The sequence below is a fragment of the Thermobrachium celere DSM 8682 genome, from assembly GCF_000430995.1.
Lineage (GTDB): Bacteria > Bacillota > Clostridia > Clostridiales > Caloramatoraceae > Thermobrachium > Thermobrachium celere.
Genome location: NZ_HF952039.1, coordinates 106,675 through 126,670, shown reverse-complemented (window position 1 = coordinate 126,670; position 19,996 = coordinate 106,675). Strand labels below are relative to the sequence as shown.

Genomic DNA, 19,996 nt, shown 5'->3' with positions numbered 1-19,996 from the left:
ATTTGTATGGAGTTAATTGTTTTATACTCAATATTAATATTTTCAATAATTATTATACTTCTTTATTTTTATCTTATCGCAGAAAAGCTATATGAAGGCTATAAAAATAGAAAAAAGCAGAAGGTGTATAAAGAGGTTTCAGGATATCTTGATGATATAGCCTCAAGACTTGACGAGTATGAGGTTACACATGTTCAGCTTAAGGTTTTAAAGAGTTTTATGAAGGATAAAATAAAGAGGGAGATAGTAGAAGAGAGATTTTTATTCTACTTTGAAAATCTAAAAGGAAGCATTTCAGATAAGCTTACAAAACTTGCAGAGGATATAGGTCTTGTTGATTATGAACTAGAAAAACTAAATAGTAAAGATATGCATAAAGTGGCATTATCCTGCAAAAATTTAGGTGAAATTAGAAGTAAAAAGGCACTAGATAAACTATTAGAGCTTATAGATATTGAGGTTGTTGAGGTTAAATACAACGTTTTAATGGCTCTATCAAAAATTGGAGATGAAGAGGCATTTGTTGAAGCCTTTAAAAAGCTTTCAAAAACCATTCCATTAAGTGAGAGAAGTTTGATTGAGATAGCAGATAGTTTTGAGGGAGATAAAATATATGTATATAGAAATTTAATGTATTTAGAGGATGAGTTTATTTCATCTATATTTATAAAATCAGCTGGCAATTATAAAAACATACTTTTAGCAGATGAAATTGCAATATTTTTAGCAGATGAAAATAAGGAAAAGAAAATAGCTGCATTAAAGGCTTTAGGTAACATGGGGGACAATAGATATGTAGCTCAGATAATAGAACTTTTAAATGATGAATCTTGGGAAGTTAGGGCAATTGCATCAAAGGTATTAGGACAGCTGCAGGATAATAGAGCACTAATACCACTTGTTAAGGCCTTGTCTGATAGAGAATGGTATGTTAGATATAATGCAGCAAACTCACTTATCTCAATTGAAGGCGGAATTGAGCTTGTATATGATGTATTAGAAGGTGAAGATAGATTTGCGAAGGATATAGTTGTATCAGTCTTAGAGACAAGCTATGGTTGGGATAAGGTTTTAAAGTATGATATGAATAATAAAAGAACACCTAAGCTGAGCGAAGTTATTAAAAAATATATTGAAGAAAAAGATAGGTGAGAGTTATGAATACACCGCTATTGAAGGAAATTGTTATAAAGTTTAACTATTTTATAATCTATTATGTATTATTAATAAATTTCATATATTTTCTGCAGCTTATACTTGCGGCATTTAATTTAAGTGATTATATAAGAAAGATTAGGTATTCAGATTATAAAAAATATATAACCTCAGATAATATGATTCCTATATCCATTTTAGTTCCAGCCTATAACGAAGAAGAAACTATAGTTGATAATATAAAGTCACTTATTTCACTTAATTACCCTAAGTTTGAAGTTATAGTTATAAATGATGGTTCAAAGGATAATACATTAAATAAGGTTATAGAGGAATTTGAATTAAAGGAGGTAAATCAGCCAGTAAGGTATAGACTTAAAACAAATAAAATAAAGGGTATTTACAAAAATATAGATATTCCAAACCTTATTTTAGTAGACAAAGAAAATGGAGGAAAAGCCGACGCATTAAATGCAGGGATAAATGTGTCAAACTACCCTATAATAACATCAATAGATGCAGACTCTATACTTGAGAGCGATTCTTTAGTTAGAGTAGTTATGCCCTTTATAGAAAACAAAAAGACGGTTGCAGTTGGTGGAATAGTTAGAATAGCAAATGGTTCAGTTATTAAAAGAGGAAGGGTTGTTAATATTGGCCTTCCAAAAAGTAGGATAGCTATGTTTCAAATTGTAGAGTATCTAAGGGCCTTTTTAACAGGAAGGGTAGGATGGGATGCACTAAATTCCCTACTTATAGTATCAGGAGCCTTTGGAGCCTTTAAAAAGGATGCAGCAATAGAGGTTGGTGGATATGCAAAAAATACAATTGGAGAAGATATGGAGCTTGTAGTTAAGATGCATGAATATTTCCTGAGAAATAAAAGGCCCTATAGAATTAAGTTTGTTCCAGACCCTGTATGCTGGACACAGGCACCAGAGACATTAAAGGATTTAAGGTCCCAAAGAAGAAGATGGCAAATAGGCCTTATGGACAGCCTTTTTAAACATAAAAGGATGTTCTTTAATCCAAGGTATAAGCAGATTGGTCTTATTGCAGTTCCTTACTTTTGGCTGTTTGAGATGATAGGTCCAATAATTGAGATATTAGGATATATAATGATACCCCTTGCATATATGTTTGGACTTTTAAACTTAAAGTATTTCATTCTATTCTTTGCAGCATCCATTCTTTACGGAATACTACTTTCATTAGGTGCAATACTGCTTGAGGAATATACTTTTAACAAGTATCCTACTTTAAAACAGCTAATTAAACTAAGTATATATGGAATACTTGAAAACTTTGGATACAGACAGCTTACAACTCTCTATAGAATTGAAGGTATTGTTAAATTTAGGAAGATGAAACACAGCTGGGGCAAGATAAAAAGAAGGAGCTTTCAGAGTCAAAAATAAGGCTGCAGAGAATAATTCTGTAGCCTTATTTTGTTAAGAATACAACTCCAATAATAATACATAATATCCCAAGTAGCTTATATTTTCCTATCCTCTCTCCTAAAAGAAAATATCCAAGAAGTAGAGTCCATATATATGTTATTGAATTTAATGGAAGTACAAGGCTATATGGTATGTATTTTAAAAGGATTATATTTAAAATTGCACCAAGGCAGTAGAAAAGTCCGCCTATGTATATAAATTTATTTAAAATTAGAGTTCTAAAAGAGTCTAAATTAGAAGAGGCTCTTTTTAAAAAATATCCTCCAAGTGAACCACAAAGCGTCATAAGAATAAGAATAGAAAATGTCTTTAAACTCATAACTTACTTTCCTTTCCAAGTAGTGTAACTCCTAAAATAATAATTAAAATACCTATTAAGTTATAAATAGATATTGTTTCCCCTAAAAAAACATATCCATTAATTAAGGCAAAAATATAAGAGATGCACATTAGAGGGTATAGGACAGAAAGCTCTCCATTTTTAAAGGCAAAAATCATAAAAAGAGCACCAAATCCATATAGTAAAAATCCAATAAAAATGTTCATAAGTTTGCCATTAGTTTGAGAAAACTTCCAAAAGAGCTGTCCATTTGCAGTTAAAAAGGCAGATACAATCATAAGTATTATTCCTTTGTTAAAAGTCTTTTTCATTACTTCCACCTCAAATTTTTAAATCCATTGAGTTTTTTATTATTGTTTATCAAAAACCTATTTTCCACAAGATTAAATAAAGGCATGTCTGAAAGTGAATCAGAAAAGCATAGGCTATTTTCCCTATCTATATTTATATTTTCTATCTCTAAAAGTTTTTTAAGCCTTAAAACCTTTTCTTCTCCCTTGCAGTTTTCACCATCTATTATATTTGTATATCCTTCTTGAGTTTTTCTTAAAATTGTCCCTAGCACGAAGTCAACATCAAAGTATTTTTTAAAGTATTTAATATAACATTCGGGAGAGGCTGAGACTAGTATTACTGTGTATCCTTCTTTTTTTCTTTTTATAATTTCCTCTTTAGCATCAAAAAAGGTGTGCTTTAATATTTTTTCTTTAAAAAAGTCCTCAAGATCCTTCTCATTAAGATAATTTATTACGTAGAACATCTCTTCCTTTGCCTTTTTAGTATCTATTATATTTAGAGCATAAAGTACAAGCATAATAAATAGCCTTGGGAGTCCAATTATAGCTTTAGGCTTTTTCTTTATTGTATAAAAAAGTAGCATAAACATAGAGTCTCCGTTTATTATTGTTTTATCCACATCAAATATTGCAACTTTCTTAATCAATAGATAACCTCCTTTATTTAGTAAGCAAAATTATTATGCTACTACAAATTCCCCATAATATAACATCTATTATAATTCCCTTATCTGTAAGAACAGCTTCAGTTGGACTTCCTCCTAAGTCCTTTATTTCTGTTAGGTATTTATATCTAAAAAGTCCATATATTACAAATATATTAGTTATCATCATATACTTGTGGCTGTATGCAAAGAATGTATATAGAGAATAAAAGATTATAGTACATCCACATACAATGTTTGAAATATCGTCTAAGAACTTGATTGAATAGTCATCTAATATTCTTCTGTGTTTTGTTGCATCATTCTCTAAGCATTTAAGTTCATTTTTTCTTTTTTCAAAACCTAAGAATAGAGAAATAAACAGAGTACAAAGTATTATCCAAACAGACAGCTCAACATTTATAACAACTCCACCTGCAATAACCCTTAATATAAATCCTATTGCAATAGATATAACATCTAGAAGAACAATGTGTTTTACTTTAAATGTATAGATTACATTATTGATAAAGTATATAAGTAATATAATAAGTAGAAATTTATTTAAATAGAAGGCTGTAGATAGAGAGATTATAATTAATAAAATCATCTCAATTATTGCATTTCTAATTGAAACTTTTCCACTTGCAATAGGTCTGTGTTTCTTTTTAGGATGCACCTTGTCCTGTTCTAAATCCTTTATATCATTCATAATATACACAGCTGAAGATATAAGACAGAAAGATAAGAAGGCTAAAATAACCTTTGTTAAACTTTCTATTTCTAAAAACTTTTTAGAGAAAATAATAGCACCAAATACAAAGAAGTTTTTTATCCATTGTTTTGGACGCATAAGTTCTATGTATTTATTCATACACTTCATCCCTTCTAAATACAGTTAATGCGAAAAATATAAATAACCAGCAGACAATATATGAATATCTACTTTGGGATTCTGTTATTAAATAAAGCAGTCCATATCCACAAAATATTATATAAAAAAGATTAATATATGGATTGTCTAAATATTGTTTCTTATTAAATAGTCCTACGTAGCTTAATAAAAGTATTATAAAATAATACAGATTTACATACAACATACCCTTATGATAAACATCAACTATTAAAGATTTAGTATCTGCCTGTGCCCAATAAAATCCACCAAAGTCTCCATAGGACCATTGATTTGAATATTTGTTATAGAAGAAATTTAAAAGTTTAGGCAGAGGAGTTTTTGTATATCTTTCTTTAACCTTTTGCTTTATTGCCTCTTCTAGTTTTTTATCATCATCAAAGGAGGCTATAAATTTTGCATCCTCTAAATTCCATCTTCCATAGGTTTCAAGGTTTGATCCCCTTAAAACACTTGTCCATTTAGTTTCACATCCTCTCCATAGGTTGTATTGAAGAATTCCTAGTTTTTTTAGTATGGTATTTGCAGTAACCATAGGGATTAAAAATGCTAATACTATAAAAATTATTGATTTTGATTTTGTAAAGATATTTTTATTAAAGTAAATAATAATATACATTATATAAGCTATTATAACAACATCCGCAACCATTCTAAAAATATGTCCTATTCCAAGTACAAGCCCACTTAAAATTAAAATGTTTATACTAGATTTATTTTTCATGACAAGAATAAATAAATATATGCTAAATAGATAAAAGGGCATAGCAATATTTTCAGAGCAGTAAACAGCAGAATATCCAATAAAGGCTGGATAAGTAGCTGTTATAAATGAACTGTAGAGGGCAGTTTTTTTAGAGTTAAATGTTTCCTTTGAAATAAGGTAAACAAAGAATATATTAAGTGTAGATAAAATTGCATTAATAACCTTTATAGCAAGGAGAGAATTTGCAAATAGGCTTCTAATTAGTGCAAAGTATAAAACCGTCATAGTCATATGGGGATAGCGTGCATAGTAGTTTTTATTTTGAAACATGTAGTAGACACCATTAAGAAAAAGTCTACTTCTTATGAACATTCCAGCAAAATCAGAAACAGGCCTGTTATCAAGTGTTATAACCCAAAATAGTCTTAATGCAGCACCAAATAGAATTATTATAATTAACAGTATCTTCTCATTAATATTCCTTTTTAACAGATATGTAAACATTAATAAAGCTGTAATGAAGAACAAAACTAGATATATATCAAGGCTTTTAAAGTATCTTAAATGCCTATATGTATACTTAAGGTTAGAAAAAATTATAGGTAAAAACAAAATTTTTAAAGCAACATTTAAAAATCTAGAAAACCAATTCATAAAATTCCCCTTTCAATAATAAATTAACAATGATGATTATACTATATAAATAGTTCATTAAAAACTATAAAAAGGTAAAAATTATATTTTTATGATAAATAGATTCAGGTTTATACAAAATTGAAACAAATACAACAATGAAATTAAATATTTTGTAATAAATTATATTTTAAAATTTTCAGAAAAAGTATGGACAAACGTTTGCAAAAGAGGTATAATATAATTGTACTTAAACATTTAAGTTAATTAATTTAAAAAACTAAAGAAGGGGGAATTTCTGTGAAAAAGCCATTGTCAATTATGCTTTCAGCACTTTTAGTGGCTTCATTAATGGCTGGTTGCGGATCAAAGAAACCAGCAGAAGAACAAAACAACAATCAACCAGCACAAACAGCTGAATTAAAACCAGAAGAGGGAGCTTCACTTGTAGTTTGGGAAAGTGAAGGACCAGAAGGAGAATACATAAAGTATGTAGCACAAGAATTTGAAAAGAAGTATGGAGTAAAGGTAAAGTATGAACCAGTAGACCATACTCAAACATCAGGAAAACTTCAACAAGATGGACCAGCTGGTGTTGGAGCAGATATAATTTCAGCACCACATGACCATGTAGGTAAGATGGTTGCTGCAGGATTAATTCAACCAAACCATAAGCCAGATAGAATAAAGAATGATTTTGTACAAGCTGCTGTAGATGGTGTAAGCATGGACGGAACAGTTTATGGTTACCCAACAGCAATTGAAACATATGCATTATTCTATAATAAAGATTTAGTTAAGGAAGCACCAAAGACTTATGAAGAAATCATTGAATTTGCTAAGACATTCAATAATAAAAAGGAAAAGAAGTACGCACTTCTTTGGGACGTTGGTAATGCATACTTCTCATACAGCTTCTTAACTGCAAATGGTGGCTATGTATTTGGTAAGGCTGGTACAGATAAGGATGATATAGGATTAAACAACGATGGTGCTGTTGAAGGTGCTAAGTTCTACAAGAGTTTAAATTCAATTATTCCATTAAAGGCAAAGGATGCTAACTATCAATTTATGGATGGTTCATTCTCAGCTAAGAAGGCAGCTATGATTATTAATGGACCATGGGCAGTAGAAGGATACAAAAAGGCAGGAGTAAACTTTGGTGTTGCACCACTTCCAACATTCAATGGAAAGCAACCAAAGAGCTTTTCAGGAATTAGAGGATTATATGTAAGCTCATTTACTAAGTATCCAAATGCTGCAAAACTATTTGCTGAATTTGCAACATCAGATGAAATGTTAATGAAGAGATATGAAATGACACATCAAATTCCACCAGTTAAGGCTCTAATGGATAAGCCAGAGATAAACGGTGATGAAATAGTTGCAGGATTTATAGCACAAATTAAGAATGCAGAACCAATGCCATCAATTCCACAAATGCAACTTGTATGGGAACCACTTGCTAACGCATTTTCAGCTATCTGGGACGGACAAATGGAACCAAAGGCAGCACTTGACAAGTGCGTACAAACTGTTAAGGATGCTATAGCAGCTCAAAAGTAATATAAGTAATTAAATAGTTATAGGTATGTGCCTTGTGCACATACCTATAATAATTAATCTTGAAAAGAGGTGAAAAGATGGAAGATAAGAAAAAATATGCATGGCTTTCCTACATTATAATGGGTTCAGCTCAGATAATGAAGGGAGAATATATTAAAGGTATCTTCTTGTTACTTGTTGAAGTATTAACTATAATATTTGGTATTCCATACTTTGCACATGGTCTTTGGGGTATAGTAACACTAGGAGAAACAAAGTTCCATTACAATGAAAAGGGGATTGCGGTTTTTGACCACTCAATTTTCTTAATGTTACAGGGTATTATATCAATTCTACTTATTCTAATTATAATAGGAATATATATCTATAATGTTAAAGATGCTTATAAAGCTAAAGAGGAGAAGAAAATAACCCTTAGGGATAAGATAGACAGAAACTTCCATTATATTTTCATGACACCTGGTATATTAGCACTATTATTCTTTATATTATTACCAATTATATTTACAGTACTTATAGCATTTACTGATTATTCTTCACCATACCATTTACCACCAAGAAACTTAGTGAACTGGGTTGGATTTAGAAACTTTAAAGAACTATTTGGACTTAAGATATGGAATGAAACTCTATCTGGGGTATTTGTTTGGACAGTTACTTGGGCAATATTAGCAACTGTAACAAGCTTTTTCGTTGGACTTATGTGGGCTTTAATCGTAAATTCAGCAGGTGTTAAGATAAAGAAGCTTTGGAGAACTATATTTATAATTCCATATGCAGTTCCAGGACTTATATCAATGCTTATTATGAGACTCTTATTCAGTGGACCAGGACCTATAAATGACTTCTTAGAACATTTAGGATTACAAAGAATAGGCTGGCTAACTGATCCACATATAGCAAAGATTACTCTTGTACTTATAAACATGTGGCTTGGAGCACCATACTTCATGGCTCTTATGACAAGTATATTAACAAACATACCAAGGGACCTATATGAATCATCTGACATAGATGGTGCAACAGCTTTTCAAAAGTTAAGACATATAACACTACCAATGGTTTTATATTCAACAATGCCACTATTAATATCAAGTTTTGCATATAACTTCAACAACTTCATGTTAATCTATGCTGTAACTGATGGTGGACCTGTAAATCCAAATTACCGCTATGCTGGACATACAGACATACTAATTTCATGGATTTATAAGATGACACTAAATCAACAACAATACCACATGGCATCAGTTGTAACAATACTTATATTCCTAATGATTGCACCAATTGTGGCATACACATTTACAAGGTCCAAGTCCTTTAGAGAGGAGGATTTAATCTAATGAAAGGGACACCAACTCCAGTACCTGAAATAAAGTTTGTTAAGCCTAAAAAGAAATTAACTCCTAAGGCAATTGCCTTAAAAGTTTTAGTATATACATTCCTTATAACAAACACAATATTTATCCTATTTCCAATACTTTGGATTATAGGTTCCTCACTAAACCCTGGGGATAGCTTGTACTCTTCAAGTATGATACCAAAGAACCCAACATTTATTCACTATAAAGAACTATTTACAAAGACAGACTATCCAATTTGGTATAAAAATACATTAAAAGTAGCATTTTTAAATATGATATTCTCAACAATACTTACTACTTTCAATGCCTATGTTTTCTCAAGATTTAGATTTAAGGGAAGAAAGGCAGGACTTGTTACAATACTTGTTCTTCAAGTATTCCCAAGCTTCCTAACTCTTACAGCTATATATACACTACTTATGCAACTTAACCTATTAAATACACACATTGGACTTGTGCTCTTCTATTCAGGTGCACAAATACCTGCAAATACATGGCTTATAAAGGGATATTTTGACCAAATACCAAAGAGCTTGGATGAGGCGGCAAGGGTTGATGGTGCTACAAACTTTACAACATTTACAAAGATAATAATGCCACTTGCAGTTCCAATAATAGTATTCCTTGCATTAACAAGCTTTATAGGACCATGGATGGATTTTATATTCCAAAGCTTAGTTTTAAGAACTGCAGATAAGAAGACTCTAGCAATGGGTCTTATGGAAATGGTTACAGGACAAACAAATACTAAGTTCACACTATTTGCAGCAGGTGCTATATTAGTTGCAGTTCCAATAACAATACTTTATGCATTCCTACAAAAGTATATAGTAGAAGGATTATCATCTGGAGCTGTTAAGAGCTAATTAAAGAGGGGAATTATTAAATAGTTGTTTTGGGGGGAAAATTGATATATACTATTCCCAATGGCATATGTGCCATTGGGAATTTTTCAAATAAATTAAGTGTTGATGTGGAAAAGTATCCACATTACAAGGGGGTAAACTATGAAAAGGCCAACACTTAAGGATATTGCAAAGGAGGTAGGCGTATCTGTTGCGACTGTCTCCTATGTATTAAATGGAAATACAAAGCAGAGTATATCTGAAGAAACAAGGGATAAAATAATTCAGGCAGCAAACAGATTGAATTATGTACCAAATCTTGCAGCAAGATCACTGGTTAAAAGAAAGTCAGGACTTGTTGGAGTTTTAATTGTAAAGCAGAAGCAAAACAAAATGCCTATATTTACAAACCATAACTATAGGCTTCTTGAAAAGATAGAGGAATATTTGGCTACGAAGGGATATCATGTTTTATCTTCAAACATAAATTTAGATGAACCTAATTTAGATATAATAAAACAGAGGGATTTAGATGGAGTACTTATTTTTAATGTAGATAACAAGATATTTTATGATATATCAATAAAGTTTACAGTACCCATCCTTCTTATTGACGCATACTTAGATGATATATTATTCCATAAAATAATAGTAGATTACTTAAGCTATGCAAGAAAATTGAATGTTGATAAAAAATATATAGTATTAATTCCAAAGTTAAATAATGAACACTTAATGGAGAAGATTAAGCAAGATTCAAATGAAAATGAAGAGGTATACTTCATAGACTCAATAGAAAACCTAAAGAGAGTGTTAAGTAAACATCCTAACGAAAAGATAGTAGTAGTTTCAGAAGAATTAGGAAGTGTTGTTTCAAGATATATAGATAAGAATAGAATATCTGTAATATGCATAAATAATGAAGAGTACCTATTAGATGAAGAAGTACAAAGAATAAAGGTTGACATTGAAGAGAAAGCAAAGCTTATTTCAGATTTGCTTTTAAGATATATAGATAAGGACTATAAGTACGTACAGTATACAGTTATAGAGGCAGAGTAAAATCTGCCTTAAAATTCCCAAACTTAAACGTTTAAACCAGGAGGTACAAGTATGCTAAAGGAAGCCATTTATCACCAAAGCGATAGTACATATGCTTATGCACTAGATGAAAAGACACTATGTATTAAGCTTAGAACTAAAAGGGATGGTTTAAAAAGAGTTACACTCTGTTATGGAGATAGATATGAACCTGTAAGAGTTGTTACAATGTTTGAAGAGGAAATGAAAAAGGTTTTTACAGATGATATGTTTGACTACTATGAAATAATTATTTCACCAAGTTTTAATAGAATTTGTTACTACTTTAAGCTTGAGGATGAAGAAGAAACACTATACTATTCACAGCAGAGGTTCTATAGAGAACCTCCAGAGGATAGAAATAGATATTTTCTTTTCTCCTACATATGTAAAGGTGATTTATATAAGGCATATGATTGGTGGAGGGATTCAATATTTTATCAGATATTTGTTGATAGGTTTAACAAGGAAGAACTTGATGAAGCTTGGTTTGATAAGCCTACAAATGAAAGGATGTTTGGAGGGAACCTAAAGGGAATTATAAACAAGCTTGATTATTTAGAGGAGCTTGGGATAAATGCAATCTACCTTACCCCTATATTTGAATCTCCAAGCTGCCATAAATACGATACAATAGACTACTATGATATAGATAAGTCCTTTGGAAATAAGAAGATCTTTAAAGAACTAGTTGAAGAGTGCCACAAAAGAGGAATAAAGGTTATACTTGATGCGGTATTTAATCATACAAGTTCAGAATTTTTTGCATTTAAGGATGCCATGAAGAAGGGGAGAAAATCAAAATACTTTGACTGGTACTTTATAAACGAAGATGGTACTTATGAGATGTTTGGGCACTCTAAAAACATGCCAAAGCTAAATACAACAAATAAGGAAGTTAAAAAATATCTACTTAATATAGCAAAGTATTGGATAGAGGAGTTTGACATAGATGGTTGGAGACTTGATGTTGCAAATGAAATTGATCATAAGTTCTGGAGGGAGTTTAGAGAAACTGTAAAGGCAGCAAAGGAAGATGCAATGATAATAGGTGAAGTATGGGATGGTGCTGAGAGTTACCTAAGAGGAGACCAATATGATTCATCCATGAACTATCCATTTATGCATGTGGCTCTTGAGGTTTTTGCGAAGGGAACAATGAACCTAAAAGAACTTGATTCATACATGCAAAACCTATATGCAAGATATAGGAGGGATATTAGATATAACCTATTAAACCTACTAGATAGCCACGATACTGCTAGATTTTTATATGAATGTTCTAATGATAAAGAAAAATTAAAGTCTGCTGCCTTCTATATGTTTACTACAATAGGTATTCCTATGATTTTCTATGGAGACGAAGCAGGTTTATCTGGTGCAACAGATCCACACTGTAGAATAACTATGGACTTTGATAACATAGACAATGAACTGTTTACCTTCTATAAAAATCTAACAAGAATAAGAAGATCATCAAAGGCCCTAAAGATAGGAGAATATGCAAAGTATTTTGTAGATGATGAAGTTTATGCCTTTAGAAGATTTACAGACGATGAAGAAGTTTTATGTATTTTAAATCTTTCAGATAAAGTAAGGGAAATACCTGCCTACTTGGATGGAGAATATATGGATATATTATCTAATAAAATAGTTAAAATAAATAAAAAGATAGAACTTGTTCCACATGCGAAGATGGTTTTAAAAATAAAATAGGGTAGGTGGGAATATGGAGCGAATTGAAATTAGAGAAATATATATGAAGGAGCTTGATAGAAAAAGAAATATAAGGGTGTACCTTCCTATAGATTACTATGATAACAAAAACAAAAGATACCCAGTTATATATATGCATGATGGACAAAACTTATTTGATCACAAATTATCCTATTCAGGACATTCGTGGGAAGTAAAAGAAACATTAGATAGGATGCAGCAAGATGGCAAGATAGAAGGCTTTATAGTAGTTGGAATAGATAACAATCAAGAAGGATTTAAAAGGCTTGATGAATACTCACCTTGGAAAAACGAAGAGATAGAAAGTCTTCTAAAAAGAGGAATAAAGGATGGTGCAGGTGGAGAAGGAGATAAATATGCACAGTTTATTGTAAATACACTAAAACCATATATAGATGAACACTATAGAACTCTACAGGATAGAGATAATACAATAGTTGCAGGAAGCTCAATGGGAGCATTTATATCCCTATATATAGGCTTTAAATATCAAGAAATATTCTCTAAAATAGGAGCCTTTTCAACTGCAGCTTGGTTTAAAGAGGGAGAGCTTATTGAGTTTTTAAGAGATGAGGGAGAAAGAATTCCAATGAGGGTATACCTTGATATTGGAACAGAGGAAACAAGCAATGATGATGATCCAAACTTTAAGGACTATTATATAAATGGAACAATTAGGATCTATGAAACACTAAGTGAATTTATGCCCAAGGAGAGAATAAAGTTAATTATAGACGAAGGAGCAAAACATAGCGAAATATATTGGGCAAAAAGATTTCCAGAGTTTATAAACTTCATTAAGTAGCTATACTATCCCCCTTCAAACTTAAATTTATTTATATTTCACCTATGCATTGCATGGGTGATTTTTTCTTTTATTTAATAAATAAAATTGTAATAAAATTTCAAATGCATTAATACATATTTATTGTAGGGGGCGGATGTGGGCAAGTACAAACGCTTGCCTAAAAAATAAAAAGAAGGGGGATTTTTATGAAAAGGCCACTTGCTCTAATTCTTTCAGGGCTTTTAGTAGCATCACTACTTGCTGGATGCTCAAAGAAGCCTGCAGAAAATAATAATAACAATAATAATGACAAGCCAGCTGTAACAGAATTAAAACCAGAAGAAGGTGCAAAGCTTGTAGTTTGGGAAAGCGAAGGACCAGAAGGAGAATACATAAAGTATGTTGCTGCTGAGTTTGAAAAGAAGTATGGCGTTCCTGTTAAGTATGAACCAGTAGATCATACTGCAACATCAGGAAAACTACAACAAGATGGACCAGCTGGCGTTGGGGCAGATGTAATTTCAGCACCACATGACCATGTAGGTAAGATGGTTGCTGCAGGATTAATTCAACCAAACCATAAGCCAGATAGAATAAAGAATGATTTTGTACAAGCAGCTGTAGATGGTGTAAGCATGGACGGAACAGTTTATGGTTACCCAACAGCAATTGAAACATATGCATTATTCTATAATAAGGATTTAGTAAAGGAAGCACCAAAAACATTTGAAGAAATAGTTGAATTTGCAAAAAAGTATAACAATACAAAAGAAAAGAAATATGCTTTACTTTGGAATGTAGCAGAGCCATATTTCTCATATTGTTTCTTAAGTGCCAATGGTGGATATGTATTTGGTAAGGCTGGTACAGATAAGGATGATATAGGATTAAACAACGATGGTGCTGTTGAAGGTGCTAAGTACTATAAGAGCCTAAATTCAATTATTCCATTAAAGGCAAAGGATGCTGATTATTCATTCATGGATGGTTCATTCTCAGCTAAGAAGGCAGCTATGATTATAAATGGACCATGGGCAGTAGAAGGATACAAGAAGGCAGGAGTAAACTTTGGTGTAGCACCACTTCCAACATTCAATGGAAAGCAACCAAAGAGCTTCTCAGGAATTAGAGGATTATATGTAAGCTCATTCACTAAGTATCCAAATGCTGCAAAACTATTTGCTGAATTTGCAACATCAGATGAAATGTTAATGAAGAGATATGAAATGACACATCAAATTCCACCAGTTAAAGCTCTAATGGATAAGCCAGAAATAAGCGGTGATGAAATAGTTGCAGGATTTATAGCACAAATTAAGAATGCAGAACCAATGCCATCAATTCCACAAATGCAACTTGTATGGGAACCACTAAAGACAACATTCTCAGCTATTTGGGACGGACAAATGGAACCAAAGGCAGCACTTGACAAGTGCGTACAAACTGTTAAGGATGCTATAGCAGCTCAAAAGTAATAAAAAAGAGCCACCCTATTGGGTGGCTTTTCTATTGAACTTAATGCTAAAAACTGTTAAAATTAAACTGTCGGTACCTTTGACCGAACAAAAAATAAAAACTTCATAAGGATATCGTCTTGCATCCTTTTGGAGTGAGAACGAGGAGGTAGTATTATGCAAACACAAACAATGTCATCCCAAAAGTTTGGGGTAAGGCAGATTGCAACTGTAGGAATGCTATCTGCTATAATCATCGTACTTGGAGTTACAGGTTTAGGGTTTATTCCTATTCCACCAGTTAAGGCAACGATTATGCACCTTCCTGTAATAATTGGTGCAATAATTGAAGGGCCTGTGGTTGGAGCAATAACAGGATTATTCTTTGGATTATTTAGTATGTTCCAAGCAGCAACTAATCCAACACCAACATCCTTTTTATTTTTAAACCCAATTATTGCAGTTCTACCAAGAATACTAATTGGTATAACTTCATATTATGCATACAAATTAATTCCAGGAAAATTAAATAGCATAAAGTATGCATTTGCTGCAGCAGTTGGAACATTAACTAACACAATACTTGTATTAGGACTAATTTACTTAATCTATCTTGAAAGGTTTGCAAAGGTGTTAGGTGTTGATATAGCAAAGGCAAGGGCAACAATAGTTGGTATTGGCATTACAAATGGAATACCAGAGGTTTTAGTTTCAATAGCTATTGTTGTACCTGTTGTAATAGGAGTAAATAAGATTAGAAAGTAGTAGTAACTCAACTTTAGGCAATTTGCCTAAAGTTGAGTTATTTAAGCATTGGAGGGTAATTTATGAAGGAGATAAATATTACAGATATTAAGGGAATAAAAATCGGGAATGCACAAAACTTTGAGGCAAGGACAGGGTGTACAGTAGTTATATGTGAAGAAGGAGCAACCTGTGGTGTTGATGTAAGAGGTGGAGCACCAGGGACTAGGGAGACAGATCTTTTAAATCCTGTTAATTTGGTTGACAAGGTTCATGCAGTTGTATTATCTGGAGGAAGTGCCTTTGGACTTGATGCCTCTTGTGGAGTTATGCAGTTTCTAGAGGAGAGAAATATTGGGTTTGATGTAGGAGTTACAAAGGTTCCTATAGTATGTAGTGCTGTTTTATTTGATCTTATGGTTGGAGACTATAGGGTAAGGCCAGATAAAAAAATGGGATATGAGGCTTGTGTAAATGCATATGAAATAAAAAGAATAGAAAATGGAAAATTTGGAGCAGGTACAGGTGCAACAGTTGGAAAAATATTAGGGCCAGAATATGCAGTAGATGGTGGACTTGGATTTTATGCTGTTAAGGTGGGAGAGCTTGAAGTTGGTGCAGTGGTTGCAGTAAATTGTCTTGGGGATGTTGTAGATCCAAGGACAGGAGAGATTATAGCAGGTGCTTTAAATGAAGATAAAACAGCTTTTATAGATAGCACAAAGGTTATGCTTTCAAGATATAATGATAGAACAAATTTATTTAGTGGTAATACTACAATTGCAGTTGTTGTTACAAATGCAAGGTTGACTAAGGCAGAGGCTACTAAGGTTTCTTCAATGACCCATGATGCCTTTGCAAGAACAATGAGACCAGCCCATACAATGTTTGATGGAGATACAATTTTTACTATGGCAACAGGAGAGGTTGAGGTGGATATAAGCACCTTAGGAATGATTGCAACATCTGTGCTAGAGGAGGCAATAATTAGGGCGGTTAGAAGATAGATATATTGAATTAAAAAGGCCAATGGTTAAATTATTCCATTGGCCTTTATTTAAATCAAATATAAAAACAATAGAGCAAATACAAGAAGAGCAAAGAAGTTATATATTGTAAATGTAAAAAGATACTTTTTCTTAAGTTTTTTGTACTCGTTTGCATAGAATTTATAAGATATGACACTTGCAAGGGAAGCTATGAGTGTACCCATGCCTCCAACATCAACTCCCAAAAGAAGCTCTCTATAGTTTTTGGTAAATCCTGATAGTAAAATAGCACATGGTACATTGCTTATAAATTGACTTAATATAATAGCAGACACATATGTTGCCTTTGGTTTATTTAACATTTTATCAAATATGATTTTTATGCTTTCAACGTTTGAAAGGTTTCCTATAAATATAAAAAAGAACACAAAGGTTAGTAAAAGAGCAAAGTCAACTTCTTTAAAAAGTTTTCTTTCTAATATAAAGGTTACTAAAATGGTTATTACAAAGGCAATATAGTAATTAATTATATTAAATATAGATAGAATTATTAAAATAAACAGACCTAAAAATATAGATGTCTTTTTTGTGTCCTTTATCTCTATTTCTTCTATATGAAAAACTATATCTTTATTAGGAATTTTAAAGTTTAAGATAAACAAGAAAACAAGTCCAAGAACAACAAAGGGAAGCATTATATAGAAAAATTCTAATGTGTTGATATTAAATTTTGAATATAAAAATAGATTTTGAGGGTTTCCCATTGGTGTTAAACTGCTTCCAATGTTTGCAGCTAAAGTTTGAAATATTATTATTTCAGCAGGGTTTATATTTGTCTTTTTTGCAATAATAAGAGCAAGAGGCACAAAGGTTATAAGTGCAACGTCGTTTGTAACAAACATTGAAAAAATGAATGTGATAACTATAAGTACAAGAGAAACTTTTCTTTCATTACTAAACTTATCTAATATTCGTATCGATATTACCTCTAGAAGTTTGTATTCTTCAAAGGCTTCAACAACAATCATTAGGTTGAATAAAGATATTAACACTTTAAGATCTATATATTCGATTTTAGGGAATGAAATAAAAGAAGTTAAAACGGCAAGTAAAAAGGATAAAAACAGAACAACGTCTTCCTTTGCTTTATTTACAAACTGATTAATCAAATAAAAACCTCCTTTATAAAAAGTTACAAGTAAATTATATATAATTCTTTAGAATATATAAATACCAAAATGTTTTATAAAAATTTTCTAATGTACTTTTAAAAACTTTAATGTATAATTTAACTGGAAAGGAGAGTGCAGATGAAGAAATTTAAAAAGATTTTTGGACTTATTGTGGTATTGTTTTTATTAAAATCAAGTTTAGCTTTAGCAGAAGTTAGCAATCAGGCAAATAATATTGTGCTTCCAGAAATAGCAAGTGGGAAAATAAAAAGCAAAACAGATTACATTGTAGTTGTGGATACAAAAACACAAAATACCTTAATTTACAAGAAGGAAAACAACCAATGGAATTTGGCTAAAACGCTTGTATGTTCTACAGGAGTAAAGGGTAAAAGCACTCCAAAGGGGATATTTACAATAACTGCAAGAGGACCTTGGTTTTATTCAAAAAAGTATAAGCAGGGTGGAGTATATTGGATAAGGTTTAAAGGCAAATATCTATTTCATTCACTACCTATGAATACTAAAAGGCAGATAGTTGACTATACATTAGGCAAACCAAGTTCCCATGGATGTGTAAGATTGAGTGTTGAGGATGCTAAGTGGATGTATGAAAACATTCCAAATAAGACAACGGTATATATAAAGTAGTTTTTTGAACAAAATATTTTTAAGTGCTAAAGATTAAAGGGGGATAAAAGATGAGAGTAGCATTCATAGCCCATGATAAGAAAAAGGATGATATGGTTGAGTTTGTAAAAAAGTATAGGGATGTATTTAAGGACGATGAACTTTATGCAACAGGTACAACAGGAAGGTTAATTCAAGAGGCAACAGGGCTTAAGGTTCATAGATTTTTGTCAGGTCCATATGGTGGTGATCAGCAGATAGGCGGTATGGTAGCTCAAGGTGACATAGATATGGTTATTTTTTTAAGGGACCCACTTACAGCACAGCCCCATGAACCAGATGTTACAGCACTTTTAAGAATATGCGACGTACACAACGTACCTCTTGCAACAAACCTTGGTACTGCAGAGATATTTATAAACCTATTAAGAAAGAAGTAGTAATGTTGTCTTAAAAGGGAGGAGTGTTATTGAAGGGAAGTATAGAAAGGTTTGAAAATTTTTTAGTGCTTGTTGAATCGGGTAATTATACAAAAAATCAAATATGTGAGATATTAAATATAGATGTAAGGACGTTTTATAGATATGTTAATAAAGCTAAGAAGGTAAAAAACATTGATATTAAATCAAATAAAAATAAAGTTTATATTGAAAAACAAAGTGAGGACAGCATTTCTATTACTAAAGATCTAAAACAACTTATTAATTTGTCTGTTGAAGCTGCTGAATCTTATATTGACTTTTTTTTAAACTCACCAGAATTGATAAAGGCTAAATTTAATTTAAAGTTTAAAGATAATTACATAGAAATACATAAACAACCTATCTGTAGGTTAAATAGTAAGCAAAAATATTTTATGACAAAGCTTTATGATAGTTTATTAGAGGATAAGGATTATTTTATTTATAATATGAAATACTTACTTCCAAATGGTGAAGAAAAAGAGTATTGTATAGTTCCTTATAAAATAGTATTTAAAAGAAGAGCTTGGTATGTACTAGCTCTGGATTGTATTGAAAATTATAAAGCTAAAATATTTAGAGTAAATAGAATATTGGATTTAAGAAAACAAAATTGTACAATTGACTATAATGTGTACAAGGATAATGTAAAGGACTTATTTAAAAATGCTTGGGAGTTTTATGGTGGTGAAGAGATAAAAAAAGTGAGATTAAAGGTTCATAAAGAAGAAATATGGACTTATTTAACTGAAGTTGATTGGCATAGGTCTCAAATAAATGATAATAAAAATAGAGTAATAGAATTTTCAGTAGCAAAGCCACAAGAAATGTTACCATTCATATTACAATATGCAGAAGGAATTGAAATATTGGAACCAATAGAGTTAAAACAAGAATACTTAAATATATTAAATAATGCAATAATGATAAACAGTGACACATAATGTCGCTGTTTTTATTTTAGCTCCAATTATAGTTGACAGAATATTTTTAATAAATATAAAATTATATTATGAATAG

The 19,996-nt window shown here is 31.4% G+C and carries 20 protein-coding genes; 14 read left to right on the top strand and 6 right to left on the bottom strand.

Annotation, left to right across the window (positions count from 1 at the left end; translation table 11 throughout):
• Positions 1 to 6 precede the first annotated feature (6 nt).
• Both TCEL_RS12145 and TCEL_RS12140 read left to right on the top strand, forming a co-directional pair.
• Positions 7 to 1,152 carry a HEAT repeat domain-containing protein gene (locus TCEL_RS12145; protein ID WP_018666533.1) on the top strand — a complete coding sequence of 382 codons (1,146 nt, stop codon included), beginning with the start codon at positions 7 to 9 and terminating at the stop codon, positions 1,150 to 1,152.
• A gap of 5 nt (positions 1,153 to 1,157) precedes the next feature.
• Positions 1,158 to 2,573: a glycosyltransferase family 2 protein gene (locus TCEL_RS12140; RefSeq protein WP_018666531.1), complete on the top strand. Its 1,416-nt coding sequence runs from the start codon at positions 1,158 to 1,160 to the stop codon at positions 2,571 to 2,573.
• A 25-nt stretch (positions 2,574 to 2,598) separates the two neighbouring features.
• Here TCEL_RS12140 and TCEL_RS12135 read toward each other — a convergent pair whose 3' ends face one another.
• Genes TCEL_RS12135 through TCEL_RS12115 form a run of 5 tightly spaced genes read right to left on the bottom strand, consistent with a single transcriptional unit; the run spans position 2,599 to position 6,168 of the window.
• The gene (locus TCEL_RS12135) at positions 2,599 to 2,934 is read right to left on the bottom strand and encodes an EamA family transporter (protein WP_018666529.1); all 336 of its coding nucleotides are present in this window, start codon (positions 2,932 to 2,934) and stop codon (positions 2,599 to 2,601) included.
• Positions 2,931 to 3,266, bottom strand: coding sequence for an EamA family transporter (locus TCEL_RS12130; RefSeq protein WP_018666527.1), 336 nt, complete (start codon positions 3,264 to 3,266; stop codon positions 2,931 to 2,933). Before TCEL_RS12130 ends, TCEL_RS12135 begins: the two co-directional genes overlap by 4 nt.
• Positions 3,266 to 3,898 (bottom strand): HAD-IB family hydrolase, encoded by a 633-nt coding sequence (locus TCEL_RS12125; RefSeq protein ID WP_018666525.1) that lies wholly within the window; start codon positions 3,896 to 3,898, stop codon positions 3,266 to 3,268. The genes TCEL_RS12130 and TCEL_RS12125 overlap by 1 nt, the downstream gene beginning before the upstream one ends.
• A 13-nt stretch (positions 3,899 to 3,911) precedes the next feature.
• A complete protein-coding gene (locus TCEL_RS12120) occupies positions 3,912 to 4,769 on the bottom strand; it encodes a decaprenyl-phosphate phosphoribosyltransferase (protein WP_018666524.1) in 858 nt (285 codons plus the stop codon).
• The gene (locus tag TCEL_RS12115) at positions 4,762 to 6,168 is read right to left on the bottom strand and encodes a glycosyltransferase family 39 protein (protein WP_018666522.1); all 1,407 of its coding nucleotides are present in this window, start codon (positions 6,166 to 6,168) and stop codon (positions 4,762 to 4,764) included. The genes TCEL_RS12120 and TCEL_RS12115 overlap by 8 nt, the downstream gene beginning before the upstream one ends.
• A 279-nt stretch (positions 6,169 to 6,447) precedes the next feature.
• On the opposite strand from TCEL_RS12115, the gene TCEL_RS12110 reads away from it, so the two are divergent.
• The 9 genes from TCEL_RS12110 to TCEL_RS12070 all read left to right on the top strand — a co-directional run bounded on the left by TCEL_RS12110 (position 6,448) and on the right by TCEL_RS12070 (position 16,731).
• Positions 6,448 to 7,713: a sugar ABC transporter substrate-binding protein gene (locus TCEL_RS12110; RefSeq protein WP_018666521.1), complete on the top strand. Its 1,266-nt coding sequence runs from the start codon at positions 6,448 to 6,450 to the stop codon at positions 7,711 to 7,713.
• A gap of 77 nt (positions 7,714 to 7,790) precedes the next feature.
• Positions 7,791 to 9,056, top strand: a complete 1,266-nt coding sequence (locus tag TCEL_RS12105; RefSeq protein ID WP_018666519.1) for a carbohydrate ABC transporter permease — start codon at positions 7,791 to 7,793, stop codon at positions 9,054 to 9,056.
• A complete protein-coding gene (locus TCEL_RS12100) occupies positions 9,056 to 9,943 on the top strand; it encodes a sugar ABC transporter permease (protein WP_018666517.1) in 888 nt (295 codons plus the stop codon). Before TCEL_RS12105 ends, TCEL_RS12100 begins: the two co-directional genes overlap by 1 nt.
• Positions 9,944 to 10,084: 141 nt before the next feature.
• A complete protein-coding gene (locus TCEL_RS12095) occupies positions 10,085 to 10,984 on the top strand; it encodes a LacI family DNA-binding transcriptional regulator (protein WP_018666513.1) in 900 nt (299 codons plus the stop codon).
• A 51-nt stretch (positions 10,985 to 11,035) separates the two neighbouring features.
• Positions 11,036 to 12,718 carry a glycoside hydrolase family 13 protein gene (locus tag TCEL_RS12090; protein ID WP_018666511.1) on the top strand — a complete coding sequence of 561 codons (1,683 nt, stop codon included), beginning with the start codon at positions 11,036 to 11,038 and terminating at the stop codon, positions 12,716 to 12,718.
• 13 nt (positions 12,719 to 12,731) lie between these two features.
• On the top strand, positions 12,732 to 13,544 hold the full coding sequence (locus TCEL_RS12085) for an alpha/beta hydrolase (protein WP_018666510.1): 813 nt from the start codon (positions 12,732 to 12,734) through the stop codon (positions 13,542 to 13,544).
• Between the two features lie 188 nt (positions 13,545 to 13,732).
• Complete coding sequence (locus tag TCEL_RS12080) at positions 13,733 to 15,001, top strand: sugar ABC transporter substrate-binding protein (RefSeq protein WP_018666507.1); 1,269 nt, start codon at positions 13,733 to 13,735, stop codon at positions 14,999 to 15,001.
• Positions 15,002 to 15,157: 156 nt separating this feature from the next.
• Positions 15,158 to 15,745 carry an ECF transporter S component gene (locus TCEL_RS12075; protein WP_018666505.1) on the top strand — a complete coding sequence of 196 codons (588 nt, stop codon included), beginning with the start codon at positions 15,158 to 15,160 and terminating at the stop codon, positions 15,743 to 15,745.
• A 62-nt stretch (positions 15,746 to 15,807) separates the two neighbouring features.
• Positions 15,808 to 16,731 carry a P1 family peptidase gene (locus tag TCEL_RS12070; protein WP_018666504.1) on the top strand — a complete coding sequence of 308 codons (924 nt, stop codon included), beginning with the start codon at positions 15,808 to 15,810 and terminating at the stop codon, positions 16,729 to 16,731.
• A 50-nt stretch (positions 16,732 to 16,781) separates the two neighbouring features.
• Here TCEL_RS12070 and TCEL_RS12065 read toward each other — a convergent pair whose 3' ends face one another.
• Positions 16,782 to 17,882 (bottom strand): SLC13 family permease, encoded by a 1,101-nt coding sequence (locus TCEL_RS12065; protein WP_018666502.1) that lies wholly within the window; start codon positions 17,880 to 17,882, stop codon positions 16,782 to 16,784.
• Between the two features lie 141 nt (positions 17,883 to 18,023).
• On the opposite strand from TCEL_RS12065, the gene TCEL_RS12060 reads away from it, so the two are divergent.
• From TCEL_RS12060 to TCEL_RS12050, 3 genes are read left to right on the top strand one after another with little or no spacing between them, the layout of a single operon-like run.
• Complete coding sequence (locus TCEL_RS12060; protein WP_018666500.1) at positions 18,024 to 18,536, top strand: L,D-transpeptidase; 513 nt, start codon at positions 18,024 to 18,026, stop codon at positions 18,534 to 18,536.
• A gap of 50 nt (positions 18,537 to 18,586) precedes the next feature.
• On the top strand, positions 18,587 to 18,955 hold the full coding sequence (mgsA, locus tag TCEL_RS12055; protein WP_018666499.1) for a methylglyoxal synthase: 369 nt from the start codon (positions 18,587 to 18,589) through the stop codon (positions 18,953 to 18,955).
• Positions 18,956 to 18,984: 29 nt separating this feature from the next.
• The gene (locus TCEL_RS12050; protein ID WP_018666497.1) at positions 18,985 to 19,920 is read left to right on the top strand and encodes a WYL domain-containing protein; all 936 of its coding nucleotides are present in this window, start codon (positions 18,985 to 18,987) and stop codon (positions 19,918 to 19,920) included.
• Positions 19,921 to 19,996 lie beyond the last annotated feature (76 nt).

Bases quoted from the DNA above. Each gene is read 5' to 3' on its own strand.
- TCEL_RS12145 (WP_018666533.1), top strand. From the start codon at position 7: ATGGAGTTAATTGTTTTATACTCAATATTAATATTTTCAATAATTATT.
- TCEL_RS12140 (WP_018666531.1), top strand. From the start codon at position 1,158: ATGAATACACCGCTATTGAAGGAAATTGTTATAAAGTTTAACTATTTT.
- TCEL_RS12135 (WP_018666529.1), bottom strand. From the start codon at position 2,934: ATGAGTTTAAAGACATTTTCTATTCTTATTCTTATGACGCTTTGTGGT.
- TCEL_RS12130 (WP_018666527.1), bottom strand. From the start codon at position 3,266: ATGAAAAAGACTTTTAACAAAGGAATAATACTTATGATTGTATCTGCC.
- TCEL_RS12120 (WP_018666524.1), bottom strand. From the start codon at position 4,769: ATGAATAAATACATAGAACTTATGCGTCCAAAACAATGGATAAAAAAC.
- TCEL_RS12115 (WP_018666522.1), bottom strand. From the start codon at position 6,168: ATGAATTGGTTTTCTAGATTTTTAAATGTTGCTTTAAAAATTTTGTTT.
- TCEL_RS12105 (WP_018666519.1), top strand. From the start codon at position 7,791: ATGGAAGATAAGAAAAAATATGCATGGCTTTCCTACATTATAATGGGT.
- TCEL_RS12100 (WP_018666517.1), top strand. From the start codon at position 9,056: ATGAAAGGGACACCAACTCCAGTACCTGAAATAAAGTTTGTTAAGCCT.
- TCEL_RS12095 (WP_018666513.1), top strand. From the start codon at position 10,085: ATGAAAAGGCCAACACTTAAGGATATTGCAAAGGAGGTAGGCGTATCT.
- TCEL_RS12090 (WP_018666511.1), top strand. From the start codon at position 11,036: ATGCTAAAGGAAGCCATTTATCACCAAAGCGATAGTACATATGCTTAT.
- TCEL_RS12085 (WP_018666510.1), top strand. From the start codon at position 12,732: ATGGAGCGAATTGAAATTAGAGAAATATATATGAAGGAGCTTGATAGA.
- TCEL_RS12080 (WP_018666507.1), top strand. From the start codon at position 13,733: ATGAAAAGGCCACTTGCTCTAATTCTTTCAGGGCTTTTAGTAGCATCA.
- TCEL_RS12075 (WP_018666505.1), top strand. From the start codon at position 15,158: ATGCAAACACAAACAATGTCATCCCAAAAGTTTGGGGTAAGGCAGATT.
- TCEL_RS12070 (WP_018666504.1), top strand. From the start codon at position 15,808: ATGAAGGAGATAAATATTACAGATATTAAGGGAATAAAAATCGGGAAT.
- TCEL_RS12060 (WP_018666500.1), top strand. From the start codon at position 18,024: ATGAAGAAATTTAAAAAGATTTTTGGACTTATTGTGGTATTGTTTTTA.
- mgsA (WP_018666499.1), top strand. From the start codon at position 18,587: ATGAGAGTAGCATTCATAGCCCATGATAAGAAAAAGGATGATATGGTT.